Consider the following 22713-nt stretch of genomic DNA (forward strand, 5'->3'; position numbering starts at 1 on the left):
CAGGGGCCGGTGCCGGTGTTCAGCCGGGCAGTGAGCTGCGCTCGCCGCCGTTGGCGACCACCACCGTTCCGTTGACGTAGCTGCTGCGGCCGTCGACCAGGAACAGGACGACATCGGCGATCTCGTCCGGCTCTCCCACCCGACCGCGGATGTTGGCCTGACCCAGCACCTCCACGCTCTCGCCGAGCATCTGCTCGGTGCCGGCGGTGCGTACGGGGCCCGGCGAGACGCCGTTGACGCGCACCCCGCTGGCGCCGAACTCGGTGGCCCAGGAGCGGGTGAGCAGTTCCACCGCGGCCTTGGACGCGCCGTACGCGGCACCGACGGGTGCGACCGTGGTGGCCGCGGTCGAGGTGACGTTGACGACGGCACCGTAGCCGCGCTTCGCCATCGCCGGCGCCAGCGCACCTACCAGCAGGAAGGGTGCGCGGGTGTTGATGGCGACGTGCCGGTCGAAACTCTCCGCACTCGTCTCCGGCGTGCTGGTGAAGACGTAGATGCCGGCGTTGTTGACCAGGATGTCCACCTGGCCGGCGTTCTCGGCCAGCCGTACGACCTCGTCGGCGTTCGCGAGGTCGGCGACCACGAAACGCGCCCGGCCGCCGCGTGCGGCGATCTCGTCCACCACCTCGCTCCCTCGGAGCGGGTCCCGGCCGTGTACGACGACCTCGGCGCCGCGGTCGGCCAGTTTGAGGGCCACGGCTCGGCCGATGCCAGCGGTTGCGCCGGTCACCAGAGCGGTACGACCTGCGAGATCAGTGCTGTCGGACATGACATCCCTGCTTTCTGGGTTGGGCTACCCAATTTTTAGCAGCATGTTTTGGGTTGTGCAACCCATTCCGGTAGGCTGGTCCCCGTGACAGAGAGCCCGGACACGCCCCGCCGGTTGACGCGCAAGGGGCAGGCGACCCGTGAGCGGATCCTGCAGGCGGCCACCGACCTCATCGCCGTACACGGGGTGGCCGGGACCGGCACCGAGGATGTCCGCAAGGCGGCCGGGGTGAGCGGCTCGCAGATCTACCACTACTTCGACAGCAAGCAGGCCCTGATCCGGGCGGTCATCACCCGTCAGGCCGACGCGGCGCCGGTCCCCGGCCAGCCGATGATGGGCTTGCTCGACAGCTTCGACGCCCTCCGCGCGTGGGCGGACGCGGCGATCGAACGTCAGGAACAGAACGACGGTCGCGGCGAGTGCACGCTCGGCTCACTGGCCGGGGAACTCAGCGCAACCGACGAGGAGTCGCGCGAAGACCTCAGCAAGGGGTTCCTCCGCTGGCAGGCACTGCTGCACGACGGCCTGCTCGCCATGCGGGACCGGGGCGAACTGCACCCGGACGCGGACCTCGACGAACTGTCCCTCGCCCTGCTCACGGCGCTACAGGGCGGGACCATTCTCGGCCAGACGATGCGGAACACACGCCCGCTTCGGGCGTCGATGAACGCGGCCCTGGCCTACGTCCGCTCCTTCGCGCTTCCCGGGTGAACACCACGAAAAGCCCTACCCGGTACGAGCGGACGCCGTCACAGGCCGAACACCGGCAGGCAGGCCGCGACGCCGTCGACCGTAACCGCGGGCCGCTGCTGCTGGCGCCACCTCTCTCGGGTGAGCCGTAGGCGGTCGGATACCACGGCCTCGTCGCCACGGGCGTCGACGGAGATGCCGTCGCTCTCGTAGCCGAGCTTGCGGGACACGCCCTGGGAGGAGTGATTGTCCTGGAAGACCTCGGTGAGCGCGGCATTGGCGCCGAGGTGTTCGAAGGCCAGCGTGAGCAGACCGATTCGCGCCTCGGTTCCGTAGCCCCTGCCCTGGTGTTCGATCCCCAGCCATGACGACGTCGTGACCTCCCGTACGACCAGGAAGTCACGTGCTCGAAGGGTGACCAGGCCGAGCGGGATTCCCTCGCGGAAGACACCGAGCCCGAGCCGCCAGGCCGACGTGCTCCACCCGCCGAGCCCGCCCCAGTGGCCCTGCAACACGTGCCGCGCCCGGTCCCCCGGGCCGCCCTCGGTCCACGGCGTCAGGAACGGGCGCTCGTCCGCGCGGTGCACGCCTCTGCCGGCAAGGTGGGCGAGTTGCGCCAGTTCCTCCTCACGTGGCAGACGAAGCTCAAGCCTCGGCGTGGAGATGGCGAGACCGTACTGGGGCCACAGGTCGACAAGCACGAGCCCGATCCTGACCATCAGGCCCCTGCCGCGCTACCGGTTTACGACCAACCCCGGTCGTCGAAAGGACGCCCGAGCTGGCGGGGCCGGAGGATCGCCGCGAGCCGGACCAGCCCGGCAGGATAGTTTGGCGATCATGGCGGACTGGGAGATCCGGCCGGCTTCGGTGGCGGATATCGAGGCGGTGGCCGAGTTGCGGGCCGTGGTGCTGCGGGCGGACCTGGAACGGCTCGGGCGGTACGACGAGCAACGGGTCCGGCAGCGACTACGGGACGGGTTCACACCGCAGCACACCTGGGTGATCGAGGTGGACGGGGCGTTCGCCGGCTGTGTGTCGCTGCGGCCGGCCGAGGACGCCCACTGGCTGGAGCACTTCTACCTGGTCCCGTACCTGCAGGGCAGCGGCATCGGTACGGCCGTGCTGCGTGGGCTGCTGGAGCGGTGCGACCGCGATGGCACCCTGGTCCGGCTGAACGTGCTGCAGGGCAGTGCGGCGCGTCGGCTGTACGAGCGGCACGGGTTCACACCTGAGACCGAGAATGCGGTGGACGTCTTCATGGTGCGCGAGCCGACCTTGGCGGTGCCTGACGCGTGATCAGCGCAAGCGATCACTAGTGGTGTCCGGTGGTGCTCTACCGAAGTAACGGAGAGAGGGTCCCTTCCTGCCGTCCCACAGGAAGGAACCCTCTCTCCTTCGCCCCAGTCAGGCTGTACCGGCGGCCCGGCTCCGCACCGGAGCCGGGCCGCTGGGGTCTTCGTCCGCCGCATCGGCGGAAGCATCGGCCGGGTCGGCGGCTGTCCGCCCGGTGGTCTGGTCGACGTCGGCGTCGGGCGCGACGGCCAGCTGCGCGCCGTCCAGTGGCAGGGTGACGGTCACGAGGTCACCGTCGGTCTCGACCGGCTCCGGCCGCCCCACCCGGTGCAGCACCCGCAACAGGCCGAGGTTGTCGGCGTACGCGTGCGCCACCAGCGCCGCACAACCGCCGCGGCTCGCGTACGCGACCAGCCGGCGCATCAGCGCGCCGCCCAGCCCACGCCGCTGCCAGGCGTCCTCGACCAGCAGTGCCACCTCGGCCAGCGCACCCTCGGGCACCAGGTTCGCCATCGCCACCACCCGTTCCGGGGTGCCGTCGACACCGCCGGCCACGGCCAGCAGGGTCATCCCCCGCGCCGGCTCCAGCAGTTGGCGCAACCGGTCCGGGGTCGGGGTGGCCGCACCCAGGTAACGCTGCCAGCGGGTCCGGGCCGAGCAGCGGTTCTGCATCGCCAGCACCGCCGGCAGGTCCTCGGCGGTCGCCGGTCGTACGGTCAGCTCGGCGCCGTCGGGCAGGACCAGGGTGACCTGCTCGGCCGTACGCCGCACCACGTTCGCGGCCAGGTCGACCAGCGCCTGGGCGCGGGCGTACTCGGCCGGGGTGAAGCCGGGTGCGGCGCGGAGCACCTCGTAGGAACCGCCGGCCGGGTCGGCCAGTCGCATGGTCTCCAGCCCGGCCTGCGGACGGCTCTGTCCGGGTGCCGGGCGCCAGGTGACCGCGTCGGCCCCGAGCAGGGCCCGCAACGCCTCGCCGAGCGAGTCGGGATCACGGACCAGCCGACTGGCCAGCCCCAGGGCGCGGGTCGGCTGGTCCACCAGGCCACGCGCCTCGCTGCGCGCCACCCAGCAGTTCCGGCCGCGTCCGCGTTCCACCGCCGCGACCAGGTCGGCCGCGGTCAGTCGTTCCGGTGCGTCGACCAGGAAGTCGTCGAGCGCACCGGCCTCGGTGGTGTGTACCTGCACGGTGAGGATGTTGACTCCGCGCAGCGCGAGACTGGCGGTCAACACCGCCAGGTAACCGGGCCGGTCGTCGACCGTCGCCCTGATCCGCCATAGCGCCATCTCAGCTCCTCTCCCGGATCCGGCCGGCTCCTCTGCCGGGCTCGTCACGGGTCATTCCGCGTCAGCGTCGAGCGGTCACGATCGGACGGCCGCCGGGGGCGCACTGACCAGGTCGAGCCGGTCACCGAGGATGACCGCCGCGGCCCGTACCAGTTGCGCCACCCGGTCCACCTCGGTGATGTGGAAACCTGCCGCCGACAGGCCTTCCGCATCCACCCGAGCCACCATGAGCACCAGCCCGGCCCGGCCGAACGGCGCCGCCACGTAGTGGGTGCCGACCGGCCCGTCCAGCGCGCGGGCCCGAAGTGGCGTCACCTCCGGCAGGGTCAGCGGGTTCGGCGCACGCCAGCTCGCGTACGCCACCGCCGGTGCCCCACCGGGCGCCCCGGGAAGCGCTGCCCCCCGCCGGGACGCCCAGTCCGCCGGGACCACCGCAGCCGCCGCCCAGTCCGCCGCCAACAGACCCGGTACGGCGTCCACCAGCGTCGCCAGCCCTTCGCCGGGATTTCCCGCCACCTGGGCCAGCAACTCGGCGTCCTGTCCCCCACTGGTGGGCGCGCCGATCGCCCGCCAGACGCCGTCCACCTGTACGCCGGGTATCGCCGCCAACCCGGCCATCAGCCGTTCGACCCGGGACGCACCGGGCCAGACCACGGTAAAGTCGTCGACGGCTCGCCCGCCGAGCCGCTCCAGCACGATCACCTGGACGATGTCGGCGCCCGCGACGCCCAGCGTGCGTGCCACCTGACCGAGCGCGCCCGGTCGGTCCGGCAGGGTCACCCGTACCCTCAGCAACATCTCTGTTCCTCCGTCGACGAGTCGGCGCGGGAACCCCGGGCGCCTGCTGACGGCGTCTGCGCGCCGCCTTACCTGACCCAAGATTGCCCGCTGACCATTTCGCCCCTGTTGCCGCACCATGTCCCGGCCGCAAACACCCGTCCTTGACAAGTTGGCCTAGGTGCCATCAACTGTTCGGATGACCGAGCCGCCGGGCAGCGCCGTCCGGCCGGAGCAGACGTCGGCCGCCCCGCGTCCGGAGGCCGTACCGACGCAGGAGTCGCCGGCCGGTCTGGATCTCGACCGGCTCGCCGGGCATCTACGCGTACACCGTCCCGACCTGCTCGACGGGGCACCCCGGGCCGGGCTGATCGCCGGTGGCCGGTCCAACCTGACCTACCGGGTACGCGCCGGTGACCGCGAGTTCGTGCTGCGCCGTCCCCCGCTGGGCCATGTGCTGGCCACCGCGCACGACATGGCCCGCGAATTCCGGGTCATCTCCGCCCTGGCCGGCACGGGTGTCCCGGTCCCGGCCGCCCTGCTGCTCTGTCCGGACGACACGGTGATCGGGGCCCCGTTCTACCTGATGGAGTGGGTCCGCGGGGTGGTCTACCGCGACCGGGCCCAGACCGACCGGCTCGGCCCGCGCCAGCGGCGCGCACTGGCGCTCGCGATGATGGACACCCTGGCCGTGCTGCACGGGGTCGACCCCGCCTCGGTCGGCCTGGCCGACTTCGGCCGGCCCGAGGGTTACCTCGCCCGGCAGGTACGCCGCTGGGGCGGACAGCTCGACCAGTCCCGCAGCCGTCCCCTGCCCGGAGTGGCGGAACTGCGCGAGCGGCTGGCCGCCACCGCCCCGGACGGCGCCAACGCGGGCCGGATCGTGCACGGCGACTACCGCCTGGACAACCTGCTGGCCGAAGCCGGCGCCGAGACGAGCGCCGAACCGCAGACCGGAACCGGCCCGGACGTGACCGAACCACCAACCGGGACCGGCCCGGACGCGACCGGCGAACCGCAGACCGGAACCGGCCCGGGCGGGACCGGCGAACCGCAGACCGGAAGCGGCTCCGGCCCCGGCTCCGACGGGACCGACAGGTCCGGAACCGGCGCGGCGGCGGGGAGGGTGATCATCCGGGCGGTGCTGGACTGGGAGATGGCCACGCTCGGTGATCCGCTGGCCGACCTCGGGCTGCTGCTGACGTACTGGGACGTGCTCGGTGACCGGGAGGAGACGGCCGGCAACCCGGTCGCCGACGGCCTCGGGCCCCGCGCCGGGTTCCCGTCCGGTGCCGAGCTGATCGAGCGGTACGCCGCCCGCAGCGACGTCGACGTCGGGCCGTTGGACTGGCACATCGCGCTGGGCTGCTTCAAGCTCGCGGTGATCTGCGAGGGCATCCACTACCGGCACACGCTCGGGCAGACCGTGGGTGAGGGCTTCGACCGGATCGGCGAGATGGTGGCTCCGCTGGTCGAGCACGGGCTGACCGCCGTACCTCGGGGCTGAGGGCGGTGTTCGGCGGGGACGCCTCGGGGCAGACGCGGGTGCCTGGCGAGGATCCCGTGCCACGGGCGACGGCTACCACGCCCCGGACAACCGCCGCCGCCCGGCGCGCGCTGGTCGTCTTCGCCCTCGCGTACGGGCTGCTGCACCACCTCGGCGGGGCGCTCGGCGGGCTCGGTACGGTCGGCCCGACCCGCTGGGCCGACTGGGCCGAGTTGCTGGTGCCGTACGCGGTGCTGGTCCCGGCGGCGGTGGCGCTCGCGGCCGGCGGCGCGCGGCGGACGGTGTGGGCGGTCTACCTGGCCGGCGCGTTCGCCTACGCCGAGGGCAAGGGCGTGCACGTGGCCGCGAACTCGATCGGCAACGTGGCGCCGGGGCCGGCGGCCCACCTCTGGGACGAGGTCGTCGGGCACTACCTCTGGTACGCCGGAACCGCGCTCGTCCTCGCCGCGCTGGCCGCCACCTTCGGCCGGTCCGCCCCGCCGCACGGGATCGGCGCCTACCTGCTGGCGCTGCTGGTCGGGCTGACCCACGCGACGAACTCGCTGGAGGGCGGCACGGCGGTCTTCGGCCTGCTGGTCGCGATCGTCGGCTGCGGTTGGGGCTGGTCGACCCGGGCCGGGCTGGGCCGGCTGCTGCTGGTCGGGTACGTGCCGGCGGTGTTGGTGCTGGTCGGGTACGGGCTGTGGCACGGCGGCTACCCGCAACCCTCGGAACTCGGCTGACCCGCCAGGAGAGCCGACCCGGAGCCGCCTGAACCGCCAGGAGAGCTGGACCGCCAGGAGAGCTGGACCGCCAGGAGAGAAGGAGCAGAGCAGATGGACTTCGGATTCGACGCCCGTACCGGCGAGCTGCACGAGGCGCTGCACGACTTCATGGTCGAGCACGTCTACCCGGCCGAGCCGGTGCACGCCGCCCAGGTGGCCGGGGCGGCCGACCCGTGGACCCGGCCGCCGGTGCTCGACGAACTCAAGGCGCAGGCGCGCAAGCGTGGCCTGTGGAACCTCTTCCTGCCCGACCCGGAGTACGGTGCCGGCCTGACCAACCTCCAGTACGCGCCGCTGGCCGAGCTGACCGGGCACAGCCCGTACCTGGCGCCGGAGGCGCTCAACTGTGCCGCCCCGGACACCGGCAACATGGAGTTGCTGGCCGAGTTCGGCTCACCGCAGCAGCGGGAACGCTGGCTGCGTCCGCTGCTCGACGGGGAGATCCGGTCCGCGTTCTGCATGACCGAACCCGAGGTGGCCTCGTCGGACGCTACCAACATCGCCACCCGGATCGAGCGCGACGGCGACGAGTACGTGGTGACCGGGCGCAAGTGGTGGTCGTCCGGGGCGATGGACCCCCGGTGCGAGATCTTCATCGTGATGGGCAAGACCGATCCGGGCGCCGAGCGGCACCGGCAGCAGAGCATGGTGCTGGTGCCCCGGGACACGCCCGGTGTGACGGTCGAGCGCGGGATGACCGTCTTCGGTTACACCGACGGGGCGCACGGCGGGCACGCCGAGGTCAGCTTCGACGGCGTACGGGTGCCGGCGGAGAACCTGGTCGGTGCCGCCGGGGACGGGTTCGCGATCGCCCAGGCGCGGCTCGGTCCGGGGCGGATCCACCATTGCATGCGGCTGGTCGGGATGGCGGAACGGGCGCTGGAGCTGCTCTGCCGGCGTACGTCGGAACGTGTCGCGTTCGGTCGGCCGCTGGCCGAGCAGGGGGTGATCCGGGACTGGATCGCCGAGTCACGGGTGCGGATCGAGCAGGCCCGGCTGCTGGTGCTCAAGACCGCGTGGCTGATGGACACGGTCGGCAACCGGGGGGCGCACACCGAGATCCAGGCCATCAAGATCGCCACCCCGGCGATGGCCGAGTGGGTGATCGACAAGGCGATCCAGGCGTACGGCGCCGCTGGCGTCAGCCAGGACACCCCGCTTGCCGCCCTCTGGTCCCAGGCCCGCACCCTGCGCCTGGCCGACGGCCCCGACGAGGTCCACCGCGCCTCCCTGGCCCGCCGCGAACTCCGCCGCTGGTCCCCCGCCTAACCTCGCCCCTCCGAGCGCCTCTTGTAGAGAAAGAGTGCCTATCGCGCCCCGAATAGCCACTCTTTCTCTACAAGAGGGGGGTCTTGGGGCGCGTGGGGCGGGTTAGGCGGAGGCGCGGTGGACTAGGTGGGTGTCGAGGAGGATGTAGGGGGTTTGCAGGTCCTCGTGGCGGATCCGGGACATCAGCAGGCGGGCCATCTGGCGGCCCATCTCCTCGACCGGCTGGTAGACCGTGGTCAGCGGCGGGTCGGACTGGCGGGCGATCGGCGCGTCCTCGAAGCCGACCACGGAAACGTCCTCGGGCACCCGCCGGCCGGCGTCGCGCAGGGCACGCAGCGCACCGCAGGCCATCAGGTCGGAGGCGACAAAAACCGCGTCGAGGTCCGGGCACTGTTCGAGCAGCCGGCGCATGGCCGCGGTGCCGCTGCTCTCGCTGAAATCGCCGTACGCGATGAGGTGTTCGCTGACCGGCCGCCCGCTGGCCTGCACGGCCTGGCGGTAACCGGCGAGCCGGGCCACGCCGACGCCCATGTCCTGCGGGCCGGCGATCGTGGCCACCTTCGTCCGGCCCCGCCCGACGAGATATTCCACCGCCTGCCGGGCCCCACCGGCGTTGTCCACGTCGACGAAGTAGGCGGCCTGGGCACCGGGTTGCAGCATCCTGGCCGGGCGGCCGCCGAGCACCGCCGGCAGGGAGCGCTGCTCCAGCAGGGTCGGCAGCGGGTCGGAGTCGTGCAGGGAGAGCAGGAGTACACCGTCGACGTGCTGCGGGGTGAGGTGGTGCTCGACCCGCTCCCGTTCCGCCGGGGACTGGGCCATGGCGAGCCAGAGCTGCATCGGGGTGTCGAGCAGGCCGGAGCTGATGCCGCGCACGATGCCGGCGAAGAACGGTTCGCCGAAGACCCGTTCCTCCGACTCCGACACCACCAGCGCGACGGAGTCCGTACGCTGTGTGACCAGCGCGCGGGCGGCGCGGTTGGGTACGTAGCCCAGCTCGGCGATGGCCTGTTGGACCGCGGCCCGCGCCTCCGGGCTCACCTGGGGTGACCCGTTCACGACGCGGGAGACCGTGCCCCGGCCGACCCCGGCACGGGCGGCGACCGCGTCCAGGGTGGGCCGCCCGAGTGACCGGGTGCGCTGGGTTGTCATGGTGTGCTCCTCCGACGGTGGGGTGGGTCGGCACCGACCCGGCGAGGGTTGGTGCCGACACCCCGGTTACTGGCTGGCCCCGGTTATTGTGCGGCCAGACCGTTACGTCGGATCACGTCGGCGTACCACCTGGCACTGGACTTGGGGGTACGAAGCTGACTGTCGTAGTCAATGTGGATCATGCCGAAGCGCTTCGTGTAGCCCCATGCCCATTCGAAATTATCCATCAGGGACCAGGCGAAGTACCCACGCAACGGCACGCCCGAAGAGATCGCGGTGTGGCAGGCCCTCAGATGGGCGTCGAAGTAGGCAACCCGGTCGATGTCGTCGACCTCACCGTCGACCACCTCGTCGACGAAGGCCGCCCCGTTCTCGGTGATGTAGAGCGGCAGCTTCGGGTACTCCCGGTGCACCCGCTCCAGCACCTCGACCAGGCCGGGGGCGTCGATCTCCCAGTTCATGTCGGTCACCGGGACACCCCGGGTGACAAACCGGACGTGCTCGCTGCCGGGCCAGTTCGACGGCGCCCGCCAGTACGGCTCCGGCTCCACCCCCTCGATCGGGGCGGCCACCACGTGCCGGCTGTAGTAGTTGATCCCCAGCACCGACAGCGGGGTGGAGATGATCTCCATGTCGCCGTCGCGTACGTGCTTGAAGTCGGTCACCTGGGACAGGTCCTCGACCACGTCCGGCGGGTACTCGCCGAGCAGGATCGGGTCGAGGAAGAACCGGTTGGCCAGCCCGTCGATGCGCCGGGCGGCGTCCGCGTCGGCGGCGGTGTCCCGCTGCGGCGAGACCGCGTACAGGTTGAGCGTGATGCCCAGGTCGTGGTCGGGCCGGGCCTCCTTGATCGCCCGTACGGCGAGACCGTGGCCGAGCATCAGGTGGTGACCGGCCTGGACCGCCGCCTCCGGGTCGCTGAGTCCGGGCGCGTGCGCGCCGGAGCCGTACCCGAGGAAGGCCGAGCACCACGGCTCGTTCAGCGTGGTCCAGTAGCGGACCCGGTCGCCGAGGGCGTGGTGGGCCAGCACCGCGTAGTCGGCGAACCGTTCGGCGGTGTCGCGCAGCGGCCAGCCGCCCGCGTCCTGCAACGGTTGGGGCAGGTCCCAGTGGTAGAGCGTCACCCACGGCTCGATGTCGTGTTCGAGCAGGTCGTCCACCAGCCGCTGGTAGAAGTCCACCCCCTCGGGGTTGACCGGGCCGACGCCGCCGGGCTGGATCCGGGTCCAGGACAGCGAGAACCGGTACGACTTCAGCCCCATCTCGGCCATCAGCTTGATGTCGTCGCGGAACCGGTGGTAGTGGTCGCAGGCGACGTCGCCGGTGTGCCCCTGCTTGGTGAGACCGGGGGTGTGGCTGAAGGTGTCCCAGATCGACGGGGTACGGCCGCCCTCGGTGGCACCCCCCTCGATCTGGTACGCCGCGGTGGCCGCACCCCAGAGGAAGGTGCTCGGGAAGATGAGCTCGTTGGTCACGACTTGACGGCGCCTTCCATGATGCCGCCGATGATCTGGCGGCCGAAGAGTACGAACACGATGAACAGCGGCAGCGTCGCGATCAACGTGCCGGCGAAGATCTGCGAGTTGTCGGCGAAGTAGGCCGAGTTGAGACTACGCAGGGAGATCTGCACGGTCGGGTTGGCCGGATCGGCCAGCACGACGAACGGCCAGAAGAACTGGTTCCACTGCTCCATGAAGGTGAGCAACCCGAGTACGGCGGCAGCCGGCCGCAGTGCCGGGGCGACCACGTGCCAGTAGACCCGCCAGGTGGAGCAGCCGTCGACCCGGGCCGCCTCGATCAGCTCGTTCGGTACGGCCTGTTCGGCGTACTGACGCATCATGAAGATCCCGAACCCGCCGATCAGGAACGGTACGGTCACCGACGGCATGGTGTTGAGCCATTCGAGCTTCGCCATCAGGATGTAGAGCGGCAGCACACCGAGCTGGATCGGCACCATCATCGAGGCAAGGATGATCAGCAGCAGCGCGTTCTTGCCCTTGAAGCGCAGTTTGGCGAAGGCGAAGCCGGCGAGCGAGCCGAAGAACACGGTGGCGACGGTGATCGTGCCCGAGACCAGGAACGAGTTCATCAGGCCCTTGAGGATGTTCGCGTCCCCGTTGGCGAGCACCCGTTCGATGTTCTCGCCGAGCTTGCCGCCGGGCAGGAACGGCGGCGGCCAGGAGTTGGCCGCGTCGTTCGTACGCGAGGCGATGACGATCATCCAGTAGAACGGGAAGAGCGACAGGATCACCGCGAGGACCAGGCCCACCCAGGTCAGCGGGCTGGCCTTCCAGAGCCGCTCGGCGCGGTTGCGAGGTGGGCTGCCCTTGGGTGGGGCGAGTGGCGAGGGCCGGGGCCCGAGCGTCGTCGTAGTCATCTTCGGTTCCCTCACTTGTCCGAGCTGATGCGGCGGGCCAACAGGTAGTTGATCGCCGACATCGCCGCGATCAGCACGAAGAGCACGAGCGCCACCGCACCGGCGTAGCCCCAGCGGAACCGGGTGTTCATGACGTCGAGCAGGTACATGGTGATCGTCTGGAACTGCCCCTGCGAACCGCCGGAGATGCCACCGGAACCGCTGGTGAACAGCAGCGGCTCGGTGAAGAGCTGCAGGCCGCCGATGGTGGAGATGATCAGCGTGAAGATGATCGTCGGGCGGAGCTGCGGGATGGTGATCGACCAGAACTGCCGGGTCTTGGAGGCGCCGTCGAGTGCCGCGGCCTCGTAGATGTCCTTGTTGATCGACTGCATCGCGGCGAGGTAGATCAGCGCGTTGTAACCGACCCAGCGCCAGTCAACCATGGTGGAGATGGCGAACCAGGAGGCGTACCGGTTGGCCCGCCAGTCGATCGGGTCGATGCCGACCAGGTCGAGCAGCCAGTTGGCCAGGCCGAACTCCCGGGCGTAGATCATCGAGAAGATCAGCGCCACCACCGCGGTGGAGGTGATGATCGGCATCGCGATGGCCATCCGGAAGAACGTCTGGCCCTTGATCCGCCGGTTCAGGGCATTGGCCAGCAGCAGCGCGATCAGCAACTGCGGCACGGTCGACATGGCGAACATGCCGAAGGTGTTCACCACCGCGTTCCAGAACTGCGGGTCCTGGCCGATCTCGACGAAGTTGTCCAGACCGACGAAGCTGATGGTGGCGTTCATCGGCGACCGGTCGGTCAGCGCGATCCAGACGGTGTAGCCGATCGGATAGGCGCTGAAGATCGCGAAGATGACGAAGAACGGCAGGATGTACAGGTACGGCGAGACCTTGAGGTCCAGCCGGGTGAGCGAACGTCGGGGGGCACGCCGGGGGCCCCGCTCGTCGTCCGCCGGGTGGCTGTGCCGGCCGGCCGGCGGGGCCGGGTCGAGATCCAGGCTCATCGGAAGTCCTTCAACTAGGGCGTGGCGCCGACAGGGCGAACCTGTCGGCGCCACCCGCGCTCACGGCCGGGGTCACTTACCGGCGGCCGCACCGTTCTTCAACGCGTCCTTCCAGGCCGCGTCGGCGGCCTGTCCCTGCTCGACCGCGCGCAGCGCGTTCTCCACCGCGGTCCGTACGGCCTGGTTCTTCGGGCCGAGGTAGACCGGCTTCAGCTCGGTGGCACCGGCGGCGAAGATCTTGCCGATCGGGGCGTTGCTGAAGTACTCGTTGGTCGCCGAGGTCACCGCCGGGTCGTTCAGGGCGGCCGGCTGCGAGGGCAGGTTGCCCAGCTTCTTGAACACCTCGATCTGGCTCTGCGCACTGGTCAGGTACTTGGCCAGGTCGGCCGCCGCCTTCTGGTGCTTGCTCGACTTCGGTACGGCCAGGAAGGCGCCGCCCCAGTTGCCGCCGTTGCCGGGCGCCTTGGCCACGTCCCACTTACCGGCCGCCGCGTCGCCGGCCTGGCCCTTGATCACACCGGTCATCCAGGCGGGGCAGGCGATGGTGGCGAAGGTGCCGTTCTTGAAGCCGGCGTTCCACTCGTTCGAGAACGACTGGAGGTTGTTGGAGAGCTTGGCGCTGATCATCTTGGTGGTCAGGTTGAACGCCGTCTGGATGTCCGGGTTGGTTTCCAGCACCAGCTTGTTGCTCTTGTCGTAGTACGTGTACCCGGTGCCGCCGCCCGCCGTCTGGCTCAGTACGACGTTGTAGAAGTTGGTCGCCGAGTCGACGAACTTGTTCTTCTGGTCGGCGGCGGCGAACTTCACGCCCTGCTCGATGAACGCGTCCCAGGTCGGCCAGAGCGCGCCGACCTCTTCGCGGTCGGTCGGCAGGTTCGCGGCCTTGAACAGGTCGGTGCGGTAGCAGATCGCCATCGAGCCGACGTCGGTGCCGAGGCCGAGGACCTTGCCGTCGGGCGTCGTGCCCTGCTCCCACTTCCACGGCAGGTAATTGGCCTTGAGGTCGCCCGCGCCCTCGTCGGCGAGGTTCACGAACTTGTCGGCCTGCGCGTAGAACTGCACGATCGTGCCCTCTTCGAGGGCGACGATGTCACCGGCACCGGAGCCTGCGGTGATCTGCTGGGTCAGCCGGGTGTTGTAGTCGCCCAGGCCGAGACCCTTGCCGCGCTCCTGGATGGTGACGTTCGGGTGGTCCTTCTTGTACTGCTCGTACAGGCCTTCGTAGCCGAAGCCCTGGTCGCCGAAGACGTCGACGATCAGCGTGACGGGCGCGTTGGGATCGGCCGATTCTGTTGACGAGTCGTCGCCACAGGCCGTCGTGGCGAGCACGGCGACGGACGCGATCGCGATTGCCGCGAACCGCCGACGGCGGGACGTGACGCTCATCCTGACCCCTCTCAGGTCGCATGTATGTGTGGTGGGGGGCGGTGGTACGGGTTGGGGACGGCTACCCGGACGGAGATCGTGGATCGACACTGTGGCGCGAGCCACAGTTAGCCGGGAGCGCTCCCATGAGATTGCCGGGGGGTTTCCGGAGTGTCAATACCCCGATGGGAGCGTTCCCATTTCGTTACCGCCGCAGCCCAAGGTCACCAAGGGAGTAGGAGCCGTTACGTCCAGCTACCTGCCGAAGGCCGGAATGAACGGCGTGCTGGTCGCGCCCCTTGAAATCGCCGCACGCTCAGCAGAGCCGGCGGGTCAACGTGGTCGCCCGGTCGGCGGCGAACGCCTCCGCGTCGAACGACCGTCCGATCCACTCCCGCATCGACTCGTGGTCCGGATGGTCGGGATCCGCGAGCGCGACCAGGAACGTGCGGTAACCGAAAGCCCCGCCGACGTCCTCCGGCGGGCAGGCGCGGGCACCGCTCACGCAGACCGGGTAGCGCTCCCCCGGATCGGCACCGAACGCGTCCTCGACCGTGACATCGTGCTCCCACCAGTCACCGAAGTCGTAGGTGTAGCGGAACCGGCTCCCCTTGCCGACCACCGCGTCCAGCCGGGTGTCCAGCTCGTCGCGCAGGGTCAGCTCACCCTCCGGGTCGGGCTCGCCGTACTGGAGCCCGTCGATCTCGAACGAGTGCAGGTGGCAGTCCTGCCAACCCATCACAAGCTGGAAAACGCGGTGCAGCCGGTCCAGGGTGTAACCCCCCGGCACCAGCACCCGCCGCCACACCACGGGCGTGACATCGGAAAGCGAGACCTTCAGTTGGAAGATCTGCCGTTGCGGGCTCGACAGTTCGCGCACCATCAATCAATACCATGCAGGTCAGCGGCATAGCACAGACTCGACGGAATAGCCGCAAATCTATTTTGTACGGCCCCCCGCCGCCCGCGACGGCGGTGGGCGCGTACGTGGTCGTTCGGCGGCGCCGGTGGGCTCAGGTGCGGAACGGACCGGTGACGCAGTACGTAATGCCGCCGGACGAGGAACCCGAGGTGCCGCGCTGGGACGAGAAGTACAGCCGGTTCCCGGCCGGGGTGAACGCGGGACCGCAGATCTCCGACGAGCCCTGGCCGGTGATCCGGAGGAACACGGAGATCTTGTCGTCCGGGGTGATCACGCAGATCTCCATGTTGCCGCCGTCCTCGGCGACGTAGAGGTCACCGAACGAGGAACCGGTGATGTTGTCGACGCCGGTCAGCGGCGCCGAGCCGGGGCTGACGAGGTTGTCGTCGTAGGCGAGTTCGTAGGTGTTGTTGGCGAGGTTGAGCTGCCAGACCCGGTTGTCGCCCTTGGTGGTGAACCACAGCGTGTTGTCGGAGTAGTGGCAGCCCTCCCCGCCGTTGAACGACTTGGCGCCGGACACCTGAGAGCGGGTCACGGTCGGGGAGCCGTCCGGATCGGGTACGGCGGCCCAGCTGAACGAGCCGGACGTGGCGCTGCCGGCGACCAGCACCTGGAGCGCACCGGCGGACAGGTCACCCCAGGTGTTCGGGATGAACCGGTAGAGCTTGCCGTTGGTCTCGTCCTCGGTCAGGTAGATGACCCGCCGGTCCGGGTCGGCGGCGGCGGCCTCGTGCTTGAACCGGCCCATCGCCGGACGGACCACGGCGGTGCCGCCGAGCGGGTACGTCTCCCACACCCGGCCGAGGCTGACCTCCTCGCAGGACAACCAGGTGTTCCACGGGGTCTTGCCACCCGCGCAGTTGTTGTTGGTGCCGGACAGGATCCGGGACGCCCCGGTGACGGCGCCGCTGGAGTTGAACAGGATCCGGGACGCGCCGCCGCCGGAGCCGGCGCTGGTCTCGGAGTTGGAGACGTAGACCCAGCCGGTGCCGTTCGCGTACACCGCGCCGCCGTCGGGCGCACTGTGCCAGGTGTACGAGGTGCCGGGCACGACCTGGCCGGAACGGGCGACGATCTGGCTGGTGAAGCCGGCGGGGAGCTGGATGCCGTGGCTGTTGGCGGCCTGAAGCGGACCGTACGGGCCGGTCGCGTTCTGCGCCGGTGCCGCGTACGGCCGCCGACCAGGCGGTGAACGGCAGCGCTACGGCGCCAGCGCCGAGCACGGTGGCGCGCAGCATGTTCCGTCGATCCATCTGGACCTCCTTGGTGGTGGGTCCGAGGAACGTAACGATCCGCTGTTGCCGTAAAACGGTACGTAAATGAACGACTGCCATCGATAAGTGAACAAGATTGTCGGTAGGCTGCGCCAGATGAAGATCCTCGAACCGGGTGTGGTGATTGATCGGCGCGAGGTGCTGCATGGGCGACCTTGGTTGGTGACTCCCGTTCGGGTGGTCCACGACAGCGGTGAGGTTTTGGTGACCTACCTGGCTGAAGGCACCCCGCTGATCTTTCCGGAGCACCCTTTTGGACCCCACCCCTGGAGCAGGACCGCGCAGTGGCTCGGAACCAGTTTGCTGCAGGTGCAGCGTCTGGGTGACGCCCACGCCGTCTGGGGCTTCTATGAAAAGGGTGTCTTCACCGGCTGGTATATCAACTTTCAGGCGCCGATGCGCAGGTGGGCACAGGGCTTCGACACCGTGGACCACGGCGTGGATATCTGGATTCCGGGCGGCGGGTCGCAGTGGCAGTGGAAAGATCTCGGAGATGTCACCGAGTTGGTGCGGGTTGGCCGACTGACGCCGCAGGAAGCCGACGAGGTATGGGCCGAGACAGAGAGAGTGGCGGCGGCCTTGGACAAGGGCGAGCGGTGGTGGAACCGTTGGACAGGTTGGATGCCGGATCCGAGCTGGCCGGTTCCGGCGGCGACAGCGTCGTTGGCGAGGCTTACCGACTGACGGCTGATCCGCGTGTCCTAGGTCGACTCGGGCGGAGTTAGTCGATCCAGCAGATGACGGCGGCGCCGCGCCTGGCGGCGGTGGCGAAGAACCGGCGGGCGTCGGGCAGGAAGTGGGCGACCCAGACGAGTTCGTCGGGCCGGTCCCAGTGGTTCGGGTAGATCTCGGCGTGCTGCAACTCGGCCGGGTCGACGCCCCGTATCAGGTCTTCCGGAGTGATGGTGGCGAGTTCGGCCGCAGCCGAGGCGACCTGCTCCGGGGTGAGGTAGCTGGGCGGGCCGTAACCCCAGTCCTGGTCCGACTCCGCGAAATCGTCATCGGATGGGTCGACGAACGCCGCGGCGCCTTCCACGATCGGAACCCCGAAGCCCCGCCGTCGTAGCAGGAAATCCAGGGCCTGCCACGCCTTGCCCGTGCCCGACGACCGGTCGTCAGCGGCTTCACCGGCGGCCTCGGCCAACTCGTACGCCCATTCGAGGTCGTCCTTTGCCCGTGCCAGCTCGGCCGGCGTCACCCGTAGCCAGTTCCCGTTCATGCTCACGGACGGCAGATTAGGCGTACGGTCCGACAAGATCTGCCGCTGCTCAGAAGATGCGGTTGGCGCCTTCGGTGCGGGCGCGGGACTCGGCGGCGCCGGGTGCGAGGTTGTTGCAGAGGATCACCGACGCACCGGCGAACAGCGGGGCGAGCAGCCAGATCACCGGCTGTTCCTGCCCGGCCGTGTCGACCAGCACCCGGTCGCCCGGCCGCAGGTCGCGGGACTCGGCGATCCCCTGTGCCACCGTTGCCCACTCGCGGTAGCTGGTGCCGTCGACCGTGGCGGCGTCGGTGGGCCGGACCGAGGCGTACGGCGGCGTGCTGTCGCCGTGCGCGCGGACCTCGACCAGGTAGTCCCGGTAGCCGGCCGGCACCTCGCGCATCGGTTCGGCCCCCGGCGCGAGCCCGAGCACGAACTGGTGTTCCGCCTCGGGTACGTCCTCCAGCCAGTTGTCGAGCCGGTCGTGGGCCACGAAGGTGACGTCGGCCGGCAGGTCGGCACCAGGGCCGATGCGCGGCAGACCGGCGGTGGCGGCCAGGTGGAAGGCCACCGACACGCCGGCCGACCAGGCGCCGAGCAGCACCGCGGCAGTCTGCCAGTGCGGCGGGAGCAGCACCGCCGCGCGGTCACCGGGATTCAGCCGGCAACCGTCGACGAGCAGGTTCGCCGTCCGGGCGACCCACCCGCCCAACTCGGCCGCGGACAGCTCGGTCCGCTCCCCGGTCGCGTCGTCACAATAGGTGAGCAGTGGCCGCGAGGTGTCGACCGCCGCCGCGTCCAGCAGGGCGGGAACTTCCTCGGTACGGCGTGCAGCAGTCACGTCCATCAGGGCGACGATACCGAATCCCGCCCGAAAAGGACTCACCCGGAGGTGTAGCGGAAAAACGCTGTACGGCTTCCAGCGAGGCTATGCATCGTGACCGGAGAGGCAGTAGCGGGCGGGGGTCAGTCGGGGCGGATTTGCACCAGGGCGGCGGCACGGCCGAGGGCGGCCTTCTCGGTGGCGGTGAGGGTGGGATTGACCCGGCGCAGGTCCAACGCCCGCCGCAACTGGCTGGCCCGGGGCGGCTGCACCCGTTGCTGGAAGGCGGCCAGCATCAGCCGGCCGGGGTCGGCGAGCTGGACATCCTCGCCGACCGCGACCTCGGCGAAGATCAGCGCGGTCATGGCCACGTCGAAGTCGGCCTGGCCCTCGATCGCGTTGCGCCAGTCGATCAAGACCGGGCCGCGCGAGGTCAGCATGACGTTCAGCGGGTGCAGGTCGAGGTGCAGGATCCGGTCGGCGGGATCGGTGCTGAGCCGGGCCGGCAGGGCGTGCAGTCGGTCGTGCAGGTCCACCAGCAGGTCGGCGGCCGGGTCGACGTCGATCCGGCCGGCGAGCAGGGCGCCCAGCAGGGTTTCGCCGTCGAGTCGTTCGAGCACCATCTCGGGCCCGCTCGCGGAGTGGACCGTCGGCACCGGGTAGCCGACGCTGGAGAGATACGCCATCACCGCCGCCTCCGGGGCGGTGTCGCCGCCGTCGCGGTAGCGGCGCAGCACCCGCCTCCGGTCGAGCGCGAACACGTCGGCGTCCCGACCGGAGGCGAGCAGGGTGGGTTCGTTCACGGCTGCTGACGCTAGTTGCCCCAGATCGCGGTCGCCCACTCCGGGTGGTCGATGAACGGGTTGCGGTTGCCCTGCCACTCGTCGTAGATGACCTGGTTGCGGCGCTTCTCGAAGGCGTCCGGCGGGTCCGACCGGTTCCACTGCAACAGCACGGACAACTTCCCGATGTACGGGTTGCTGCCGTTGTTGACCGACTGGTTCATCTCCAGGTTCGGCCAGCCGTCGCCGCCCTCGTACCGGACCGCCATGTACATGATCATGCGGGCCACGTCGCCCTTGACCGCGTTGCGCGGTTCGAACGAGTCGCTGTCGGTGTAGTTGCCCGGAGCCTCCGCGACGGTGCTGCCGCCGCTGTCGAAGTCCTTGTTGCCCCGGGAGGCGTTGACCGATACGTCCTCGGGCCGCAGATGGTGCACATCGGTGCCCGGTCCGGTCGCGGTGCCGAAGTCGCCGTGCGACTTGGCCCAGACGTGCTCGCGATTCCAGTCGTTCGGGTTGCCGCCGTTGGTGTTCTTGCTCTGCGACCGGCCGCTGTAGAGCAGGATGACGTTGCCCGAGTTGTTGGGATCCTGGTCGGTGTCCTTCAACGCCTCCCAGACCTGGTCGTACGTGAGCCGGGTCTGCACCCTGATCACGTTGTGCAGGGCACTACGCAGCGCGGTGCCGGTCTTGCCGATGGCGCTGGCGTAGTACGTCCGGTCGTAGTCGCCTCCGGGCGGACTCGTCGTCGGACCGGCCGTCGGCGTACGGGTCGGTGTCGGGCTCGGGGTGGAGCCGCCGAGGGTAATCGCCGTCGGGTCCTTCAACCCGCCGTGCGCGAAGTACGCGGTCAGCGTGCCGGTGACGGTGACCAGCCGTCCCCGCAGGCCCGGATTGGTCTGTAGGCCGAAGGTGCTCCGGTAGGAGCTGGTCACCTGGACGTAGAGCATCCTCGACGTCGCGGTCTCGCTCGCCAGGTCGGCGATCGCGATGGCGGTGTCGCCGGTGAAGCCCGACCTGAGCACCGTGTTGGTGGCCGTCGGCTGACCGATGACGTACCCGGTGACCGAAGCGGACCTACCGTCCTGGGCGGCGAGTGCGCCGGCCACCGTCAGGCTCGCCGCCGCCGAGGCCGAGATCGCCGCGACCGGCAACCCCACCCCGAGCACGAGCGCGAGCCCGGCCGCCAGTCGCCACGTACGGGCGCCGACGATCCTCTTGATATCCATATCTGGCGATGCTAATCGAGATCATCAGGATCACGTCATGCGTGCATGGTCATACTTCCGGCGTGGAGGCCACCACGACGATCGGCTCGTGGCGGACCGGGAAGTTGACCGAGTTGGCGATGAAGCAGGCCCGGTGCGCGTCGGCGTGCAGCCTGGTGGCGGGCTCGACCATGTCCGGCTCCGCCACGGTCACCTCGGGCCGCAGCAGCACCTCGGTGAACCGGCCGCCGTCCGCGTCCTCGGTCATCGCACCCACCGCCCGGTCGACGTAGTCGGTGACCACCACCCCCGCCTCGGCGCAGAGATGCAGGTACCAGAGCAGGTGGCACTGCGAGAGCGAGGCGAGCAGAAGCTGTTCCGGGTTCCACCGGGTCCTGTCCCCCCGGAACGCCGGGTCGGAACTGCCGGCGATGGTGACCGGGCCGTCGGCGGCCACCTCGTGGTCGCGGTCGTAGTCCCGGTAACCGCTGGTGCCGGTGCCGCGGTTACCGGTCCAGGTGACGACGGTGTCGTAGCTGTGCTGTCGGGCCATCTCCGGTCCACCCTCCCGCCGGGGCGCGTCGGAAACCACGCGCGCGTCCGGCCAACGTCATGATCGGATGGGGACCAGCCAACCATGGGGAGCGCCACCGATGACAGCCAGTTCCGACCGGGCGGCGGCGGGCCGTACGCCGTCGGTTTCCTGTGTTTTCGTCTGCCACGACGGTGCCGGGCGGGTGCTGCTGGCCCGGCGCGGCGCCGGCGCCCGCGACGAGCCCGGCACCTGGGACACCGGCGCCGGAGCGCTGGAGTTCGGCGAAACCTTCGAGGCCGCGGTGCGCCGCGAGGTCGGCGAGGAGTACGCGACCCGCCCGCTCGACATCACCACCCTCGGCGTACGCAACGTGCTGCGCGACGAGCCGCCCTCGCACTGGGTGGCGGTGGTCTTCGCGGTACGGGTGGACCCGGCGACGGTGGCCGTCGGGGAGCCGCACAAGTTCGACGAGCTGGGCTGGTTCACGCTCGACGCCCTGCCCGAACCGCTGCACTCCCAGCTCCCACCCACCCTGGAACTGTTCGGCCGGACTGCGGCGGACCCGCGACGCGCCACCGGTCGTACCGCATAGGGTTTCGGCATGATCTGCCGAGCGTGCCGCGAACGGCGGCATGACCAGTGCCCCGGCCGGAACTGGTGCGACTGCCAGCACCGGGTTGCGGTGCCGACCCCTCCGGTGACCGGGCCGGCCGGCGAATGACCGAGCCGACCTCGGCCGCACCGGCCCCGACCACCGACCCGCGTACGCCGATCCACCGGCTCTGGCCGGCACCGGACGGTACGCCCCTGGACGACGACGCCCTCGCCGCGCTCTACGGACGGCCCGAGCAGCCGCACCTGCGAGTCAATTTCGTGTCCAGCATCGACGGGGCGGTGGCCGTCAACGGGTTCTCCGCCGGACTGTCCAACGGCCCGGACAAGCGGGTCTTCGGCGTACTCCGGATGCTCTGCGACGCCCTGGTGGTCGGCGCCGGCACCCTGCGCCAGGAGAACTACGGCCCGGTACGCCTCGACGAGCGCCGCCGGGCGTGGCGGCGCGCGCACGGGATGTCCGAGTACCCGACGCTGGTGGTCGTCTCCGGTGCGCTGGACCTCGACCCCCGGCAGGCGGCCTTCGCGCAGGCCCCGGTACGCCCGGTGGTGCTCACCCACGCCCGCTCCACCGCACCGGCCGGGCTGGCCTCCGTCGCCGACCTGATCAGGGTCAGCGCGGACACCGCCGATCCGTTCACCCGGTTCGAGGAGTCGAGCGAGATCGGCCTGGTCAACCAGGTCGGCCTGGTGGACCAGAACGACCGGATCGACCTGGTGGACCGGGTCGACCTCACCGCCGGGCTCGCCGAGTTGCACCGGCGCGGCCACCGGCAACTGCTCTGCGAGGGCGGGCCGTACCTGTTCGGCGCGCTCACCACCGCGGACCTGGTGGACGAGGTCTGCCTGACCGTGGCGCCGCTGCTGGCCGGCGCGGGCGCCGGCAGGATCACCGCCGGTACGCCCAGTCCCCCGCGCGGGATGGGACTGCGGCATCTGCTCGCGGCCGAGTCGACGCTGCTGCTGCGCTACGCCCGGGACTGATCGGCGGCGGGTCGGAGCGGCGACTCAGCCGGCCGGCCGATATTGATCTACGTTCGTCTATGGAACGGGAAACGGTTTCCTGTCAGTCTGCGTGAGGCGGATCTCTACGGCCCGCCCAGCCGACGCC

General features: G+C 70.2%; 22 protein-coding genes and 2 pseudogenes. 8 read left to right on the plus strand and 16 right to left on the minus strand.

Features of this window, described 5'->3' with window-relative positions; all coding sequences use genetic code 11:
• Positions 1–19: 19 nt before the first annotated feature.
• Complete coding sequence (locus tag AB0J90_RS21235) at positions 20–772, minus strand: SDR family oxidoreductase (RefSeq protein WP_363598321.1); 753 nt, start codon at positions 770–772, stop codon at positions 20–22.
• An 84-nt stretch (positions 773–856) separates the two neighbouring features.
• Between AB0J90_RS21235 and AB0J90_RS21240 the strand changes: the two genes are divergently transcribed.
• Positions 857–1483 (plus strand): TetR family transcriptional regulator, encoded by a 627-nt coding sequence (locus AB0J90_RS21240; RefSeq protein WP_363598323.1) that lies wholly within the window; start codon positions 857–859, stop codon positions 1481–1483.
• Positions 1484–1521: 38 nt separating this feature from the next.
• On the opposite strand, the gene AB0J90_RS21245 is transcribed toward AB0J90_RS21240, so the two are convergent.
• Positions 1522–2163 (minus strand): GNAT family N-acetyltransferase, encoded by a 642-nt coding sequence (locus AB0J90_RS21245; RefSeq protein WP_363598325.1) that lies wholly within the window; start codon positions 2161–2163, stop codon positions 1522–1524.
• Between the two features lie 136 nt (positions 2164–2299).
• On the opposite strand from AB0J90_RS21245, the gene AB0J90_RS21250 reads away from it, so the two are divergent.
• A complete protein-coding gene (locus tag AB0J90_RS21250) occupies positions 2300–2758 on the plus strand; it encodes a GNAT family N-acetyltransferase (protein WP_363598327.1) in 459 nt (152 codons plus the stop codon).
• Between the two features lie 108 nt (positions 2759–2866).
• Here AB0J90_RS21250 and AB0J90_RS21255 read toward each other — a convergent pair whose 3' ends face one another.
• Both AB0J90_RS21255 and AB0J90_RS21260 read right to left on the minus strand, forming a co-directional pair.
• The gene (locus tag AB0J90_RS21255) at positions 2867–4039 is read right to left on the minus strand and encodes a GNAT family N-acetyltransferase (RefSeq protein ID WP_363598329.1); all 1173 of its coding nucleotides are present in this window, start codon (positions 4037–4039) and stop codon (positions 2867–2869) included.
• 75 nt (positions 4040–4114) lie between these two features.
• Positions 4115–4837 carry an amino acid-binding protein gene (locus AB0J90_RS21260; protein ID WP_363598331.1) on the minus strand — a complete coding sequence of 241 codons (723 nt, stop codon included), beginning with the start codon at positions 4835–4837 and terminating at the stop codon, positions 4115–4117.
• A gap of 346 nt (positions 4838–5183) precedes the next feature.
• Here AB0J90_RS21260 and AB0J90_RS21265 point away from each other — a divergent pair.
• From AB0J90_RS21265 to AB0J90_RS21275, 3 genes and pseudogenes are all read left to right on the plus strand, one after another.
• Positions 5184–6323: pseudogene (locus tag AB0J90_RS21265) on the plus strand (phosphotransferase family protein); the annotation flags it as partial.
• A 56-nt stretch (positions 6324–6379) separates the two neighbouring features.
• Positions 6380–7045 carry a hypothetical protein gene (locus tag AB0J90_RS21270; protein WP_363598333.1) on the plus strand — a complete coding sequence of 222 codons (666 nt, stop codon included), beginning with the start codon at positions 6380–6382 and terminating at the stop codon, positions 7043–7045.
• 93 nt (positions 7046–7138) lie between these two features.
• On the plus strand, positions 7139–8356 hold the full coding sequence (locus AB0J90_RS21275) for an acyl-CoA dehydrogenase family protein (RefSeq protein WP_363598335.1): 1218 nt from the start codon (positions 7139–7141) through the stop codon (positions 8354–8356).
• A 102-nt stretch (positions 8357–8458) separates the two neighbouring features.
• Here the strand turns inward: AB0J90_RS21275 and AB0J90_RS21280 are convergent, their stop codons facing one another.
• From AB0J90_RS21280 to AB0J90_RS21310, 7 genes and pseudogenes are all read right to left on the minus strand, one after another.
• Positions 8459–9505 carry a LacI family DNA-binding transcriptional regulator gene (locus tag AB0J90_RS21280; protein ID WP_363598337.1) on the minus strand — a complete coding sequence of 349 codons (1047 nt, stop codon included), beginning with the start codon at positions 9503–9505 and terminating at the stop codon, positions 8459–8461.
• Between the two features lie 83 nt (positions 9506–9588).
• Entirely contained in the window at positions 9589–10980 is a 1392-nt protein-coding gene (locus tag AB0J90_RS21285; protein WP_363598339.1) for a GH1 family beta-glucosidase, read from the minus strand.
• Positions 10977–11882, minus strand: a complete 906-nt coding sequence (locus AB0J90_RS21290; protein WP_363598341.1) for a carbohydrate ABC transporter permease — start codon at positions 11880–11882, stop codon at positions 10977–10979. Before AB0J90_RS21290 ends, AB0J90_RS21285 begins: the two co-directional genes overlap by 4 nt.
• An 11-nt stretch (positions 11883–11893) precedes the next feature.
• Entirely contained in the window at positions 11894–12880 is a 987-nt protein-coding gene (locus AB0J90_RS21295) for a sugar ABC transporter permease (RefSeq protein ID WP_363598343.1), read from the minus strand.
• A gap of 72 nt (positions 12881–12952) precedes the next feature.
• Complete coding sequence (locus AB0J90_RS21300) at positions 12953–14266, minus strand: extracellular solute-binding protein (RefSeq protein ID WP_363598345.1); 1314 nt, start codon at positions 14264–14266, stop codon at positions 12953–12955.
• A gap of 295 nt (positions 14267–14561) precedes the next feature.
• Positions 14562–15128: a plasmid pRiA4b ORF-3 family protein gene (locus tag AB0J90_RS21305; protein WP_363598347.1), complete on the minus strand. Its 567-nt coding sequence runs from the start codon at positions 15126–15128 to the stop codon at positions 14562–14564.
• Between the two features lie 130 nt (positions 15129–15258).
• Positions 15259–16420 (minus strand): annotated as a pseudogene (locus AB0J90_RS21310) (alkaline phosphatase PhoX).
• Positions 16421–16537: 117 nt separating this feature from the next.
• On the opposite strand from AB0J90_RS21310, the gene AB0J90_RS21315 reads away from it, so the two are divergent.
• Complete coding sequence (locus AB0J90_RS21315; RefSeq protein ID WP_363598349.1) at positions 16538–17125, plus strand: DUF402 domain-containing protein; 588 nt, start codon at positions 16538–16540, stop codon at positions 17123–17125.
• 37 nt (positions 17126–17162) lie between these two features.
• Here AB0J90_RS21315 and AB0J90_RS21320 read toward each other — a convergent pair whose 3' ends face one another.
• The 5 genes from AB0J90_RS21320 to AB0J90_RS21340 form a co-directional block, all read right to left on the minus strand.
• Positions 17163–17660 carry a YfbM family protein gene (locus AB0J90_RS21320; RefSeq protein ID WP_363598590.1) on the minus strand — a complete coding sequence of 166 codons (498 nt, stop codon included), beginning with the start codon at positions 17658–17660 and terminating at the stop codon, positions 17163–17165.
• Between the two features lie 49 nt (positions 17661–17709).
• Positions 17710–18489 carry a TIGR03089 family protein gene (locus AB0J90_RS21325; protein WP_363598351.1) on the minus strand — a complete coding sequence of 260 codons (780 nt, stop codon included), beginning with the start codon at positions 18487–18489 and terminating at the stop codon, positions 17710–17712.
• Positions 18490–18608: 119 nt separating this feature from the next.
• Positions 18609–19268 (minus strand): phosphotransferase, encoded by a 660-nt coding sequence (locus AB0J90_RS21330; protein ID WP_363598353.1) that lies wholly within the window; start codon positions 19266–19268, stop codon positions 18609–18611.
• Positions 19269–19279: 11 nt separating this feature from the next.
• On the minus strand, positions 19280–20476 hold the full coding sequence (locus AB0J90_RS21335; protein ID WP_363598355.1) for an endonuclease: 1197 nt from the start codon (positions 20474–20476) through the stop codon (positions 19280–19282).
• Between the two features lie 49 nt (positions 20477–20525).
• On the minus strand, positions 20526–21008 hold the full coding sequence (locus AB0J90_RS21340; protein ID WP_363598357.1) for an OsmC family protein: 483 nt from the start codon (positions 21006–21008) through the stop codon (positions 20526–20528).
• A gap of 100 nt (positions 21009–21108) precedes the next feature.
• On the opposite strand from AB0J90_RS21340, the gene AB0J90_RS21345 reads away from it, so the two are divergent.
• Entirely contained in the window at positions 21109–21582 is a 474-nt protein-coding gene (locus AB0J90_RS21345; RefSeq protein ID WP_363598359.1) for an NUDIX domain-containing protein, read from the plus strand.
• 125 nt (positions 21583–21707) lie between these two features.
• Positions 21708–22586, plus strand: coding sequence for a pyrimidine reductase family protein (locus AB0J90_RS21350; protein WP_363598361.1), 879 nt, complete (start codon positions 21708–21710; stop codon positions 22584–22586).
• Positions 22587–22713: the final 127 nt, after the last annotated feature.

The sequence above is a fragment of the Micromonospora sp. NPDC049523 genome (assembly GCF_040676775.1).
Classification (GTDB): Bacteria; Actinomycetota; Actinomycetes; order Mycobacteriales; family Micromonosporaceae; genus Micromonospora_G.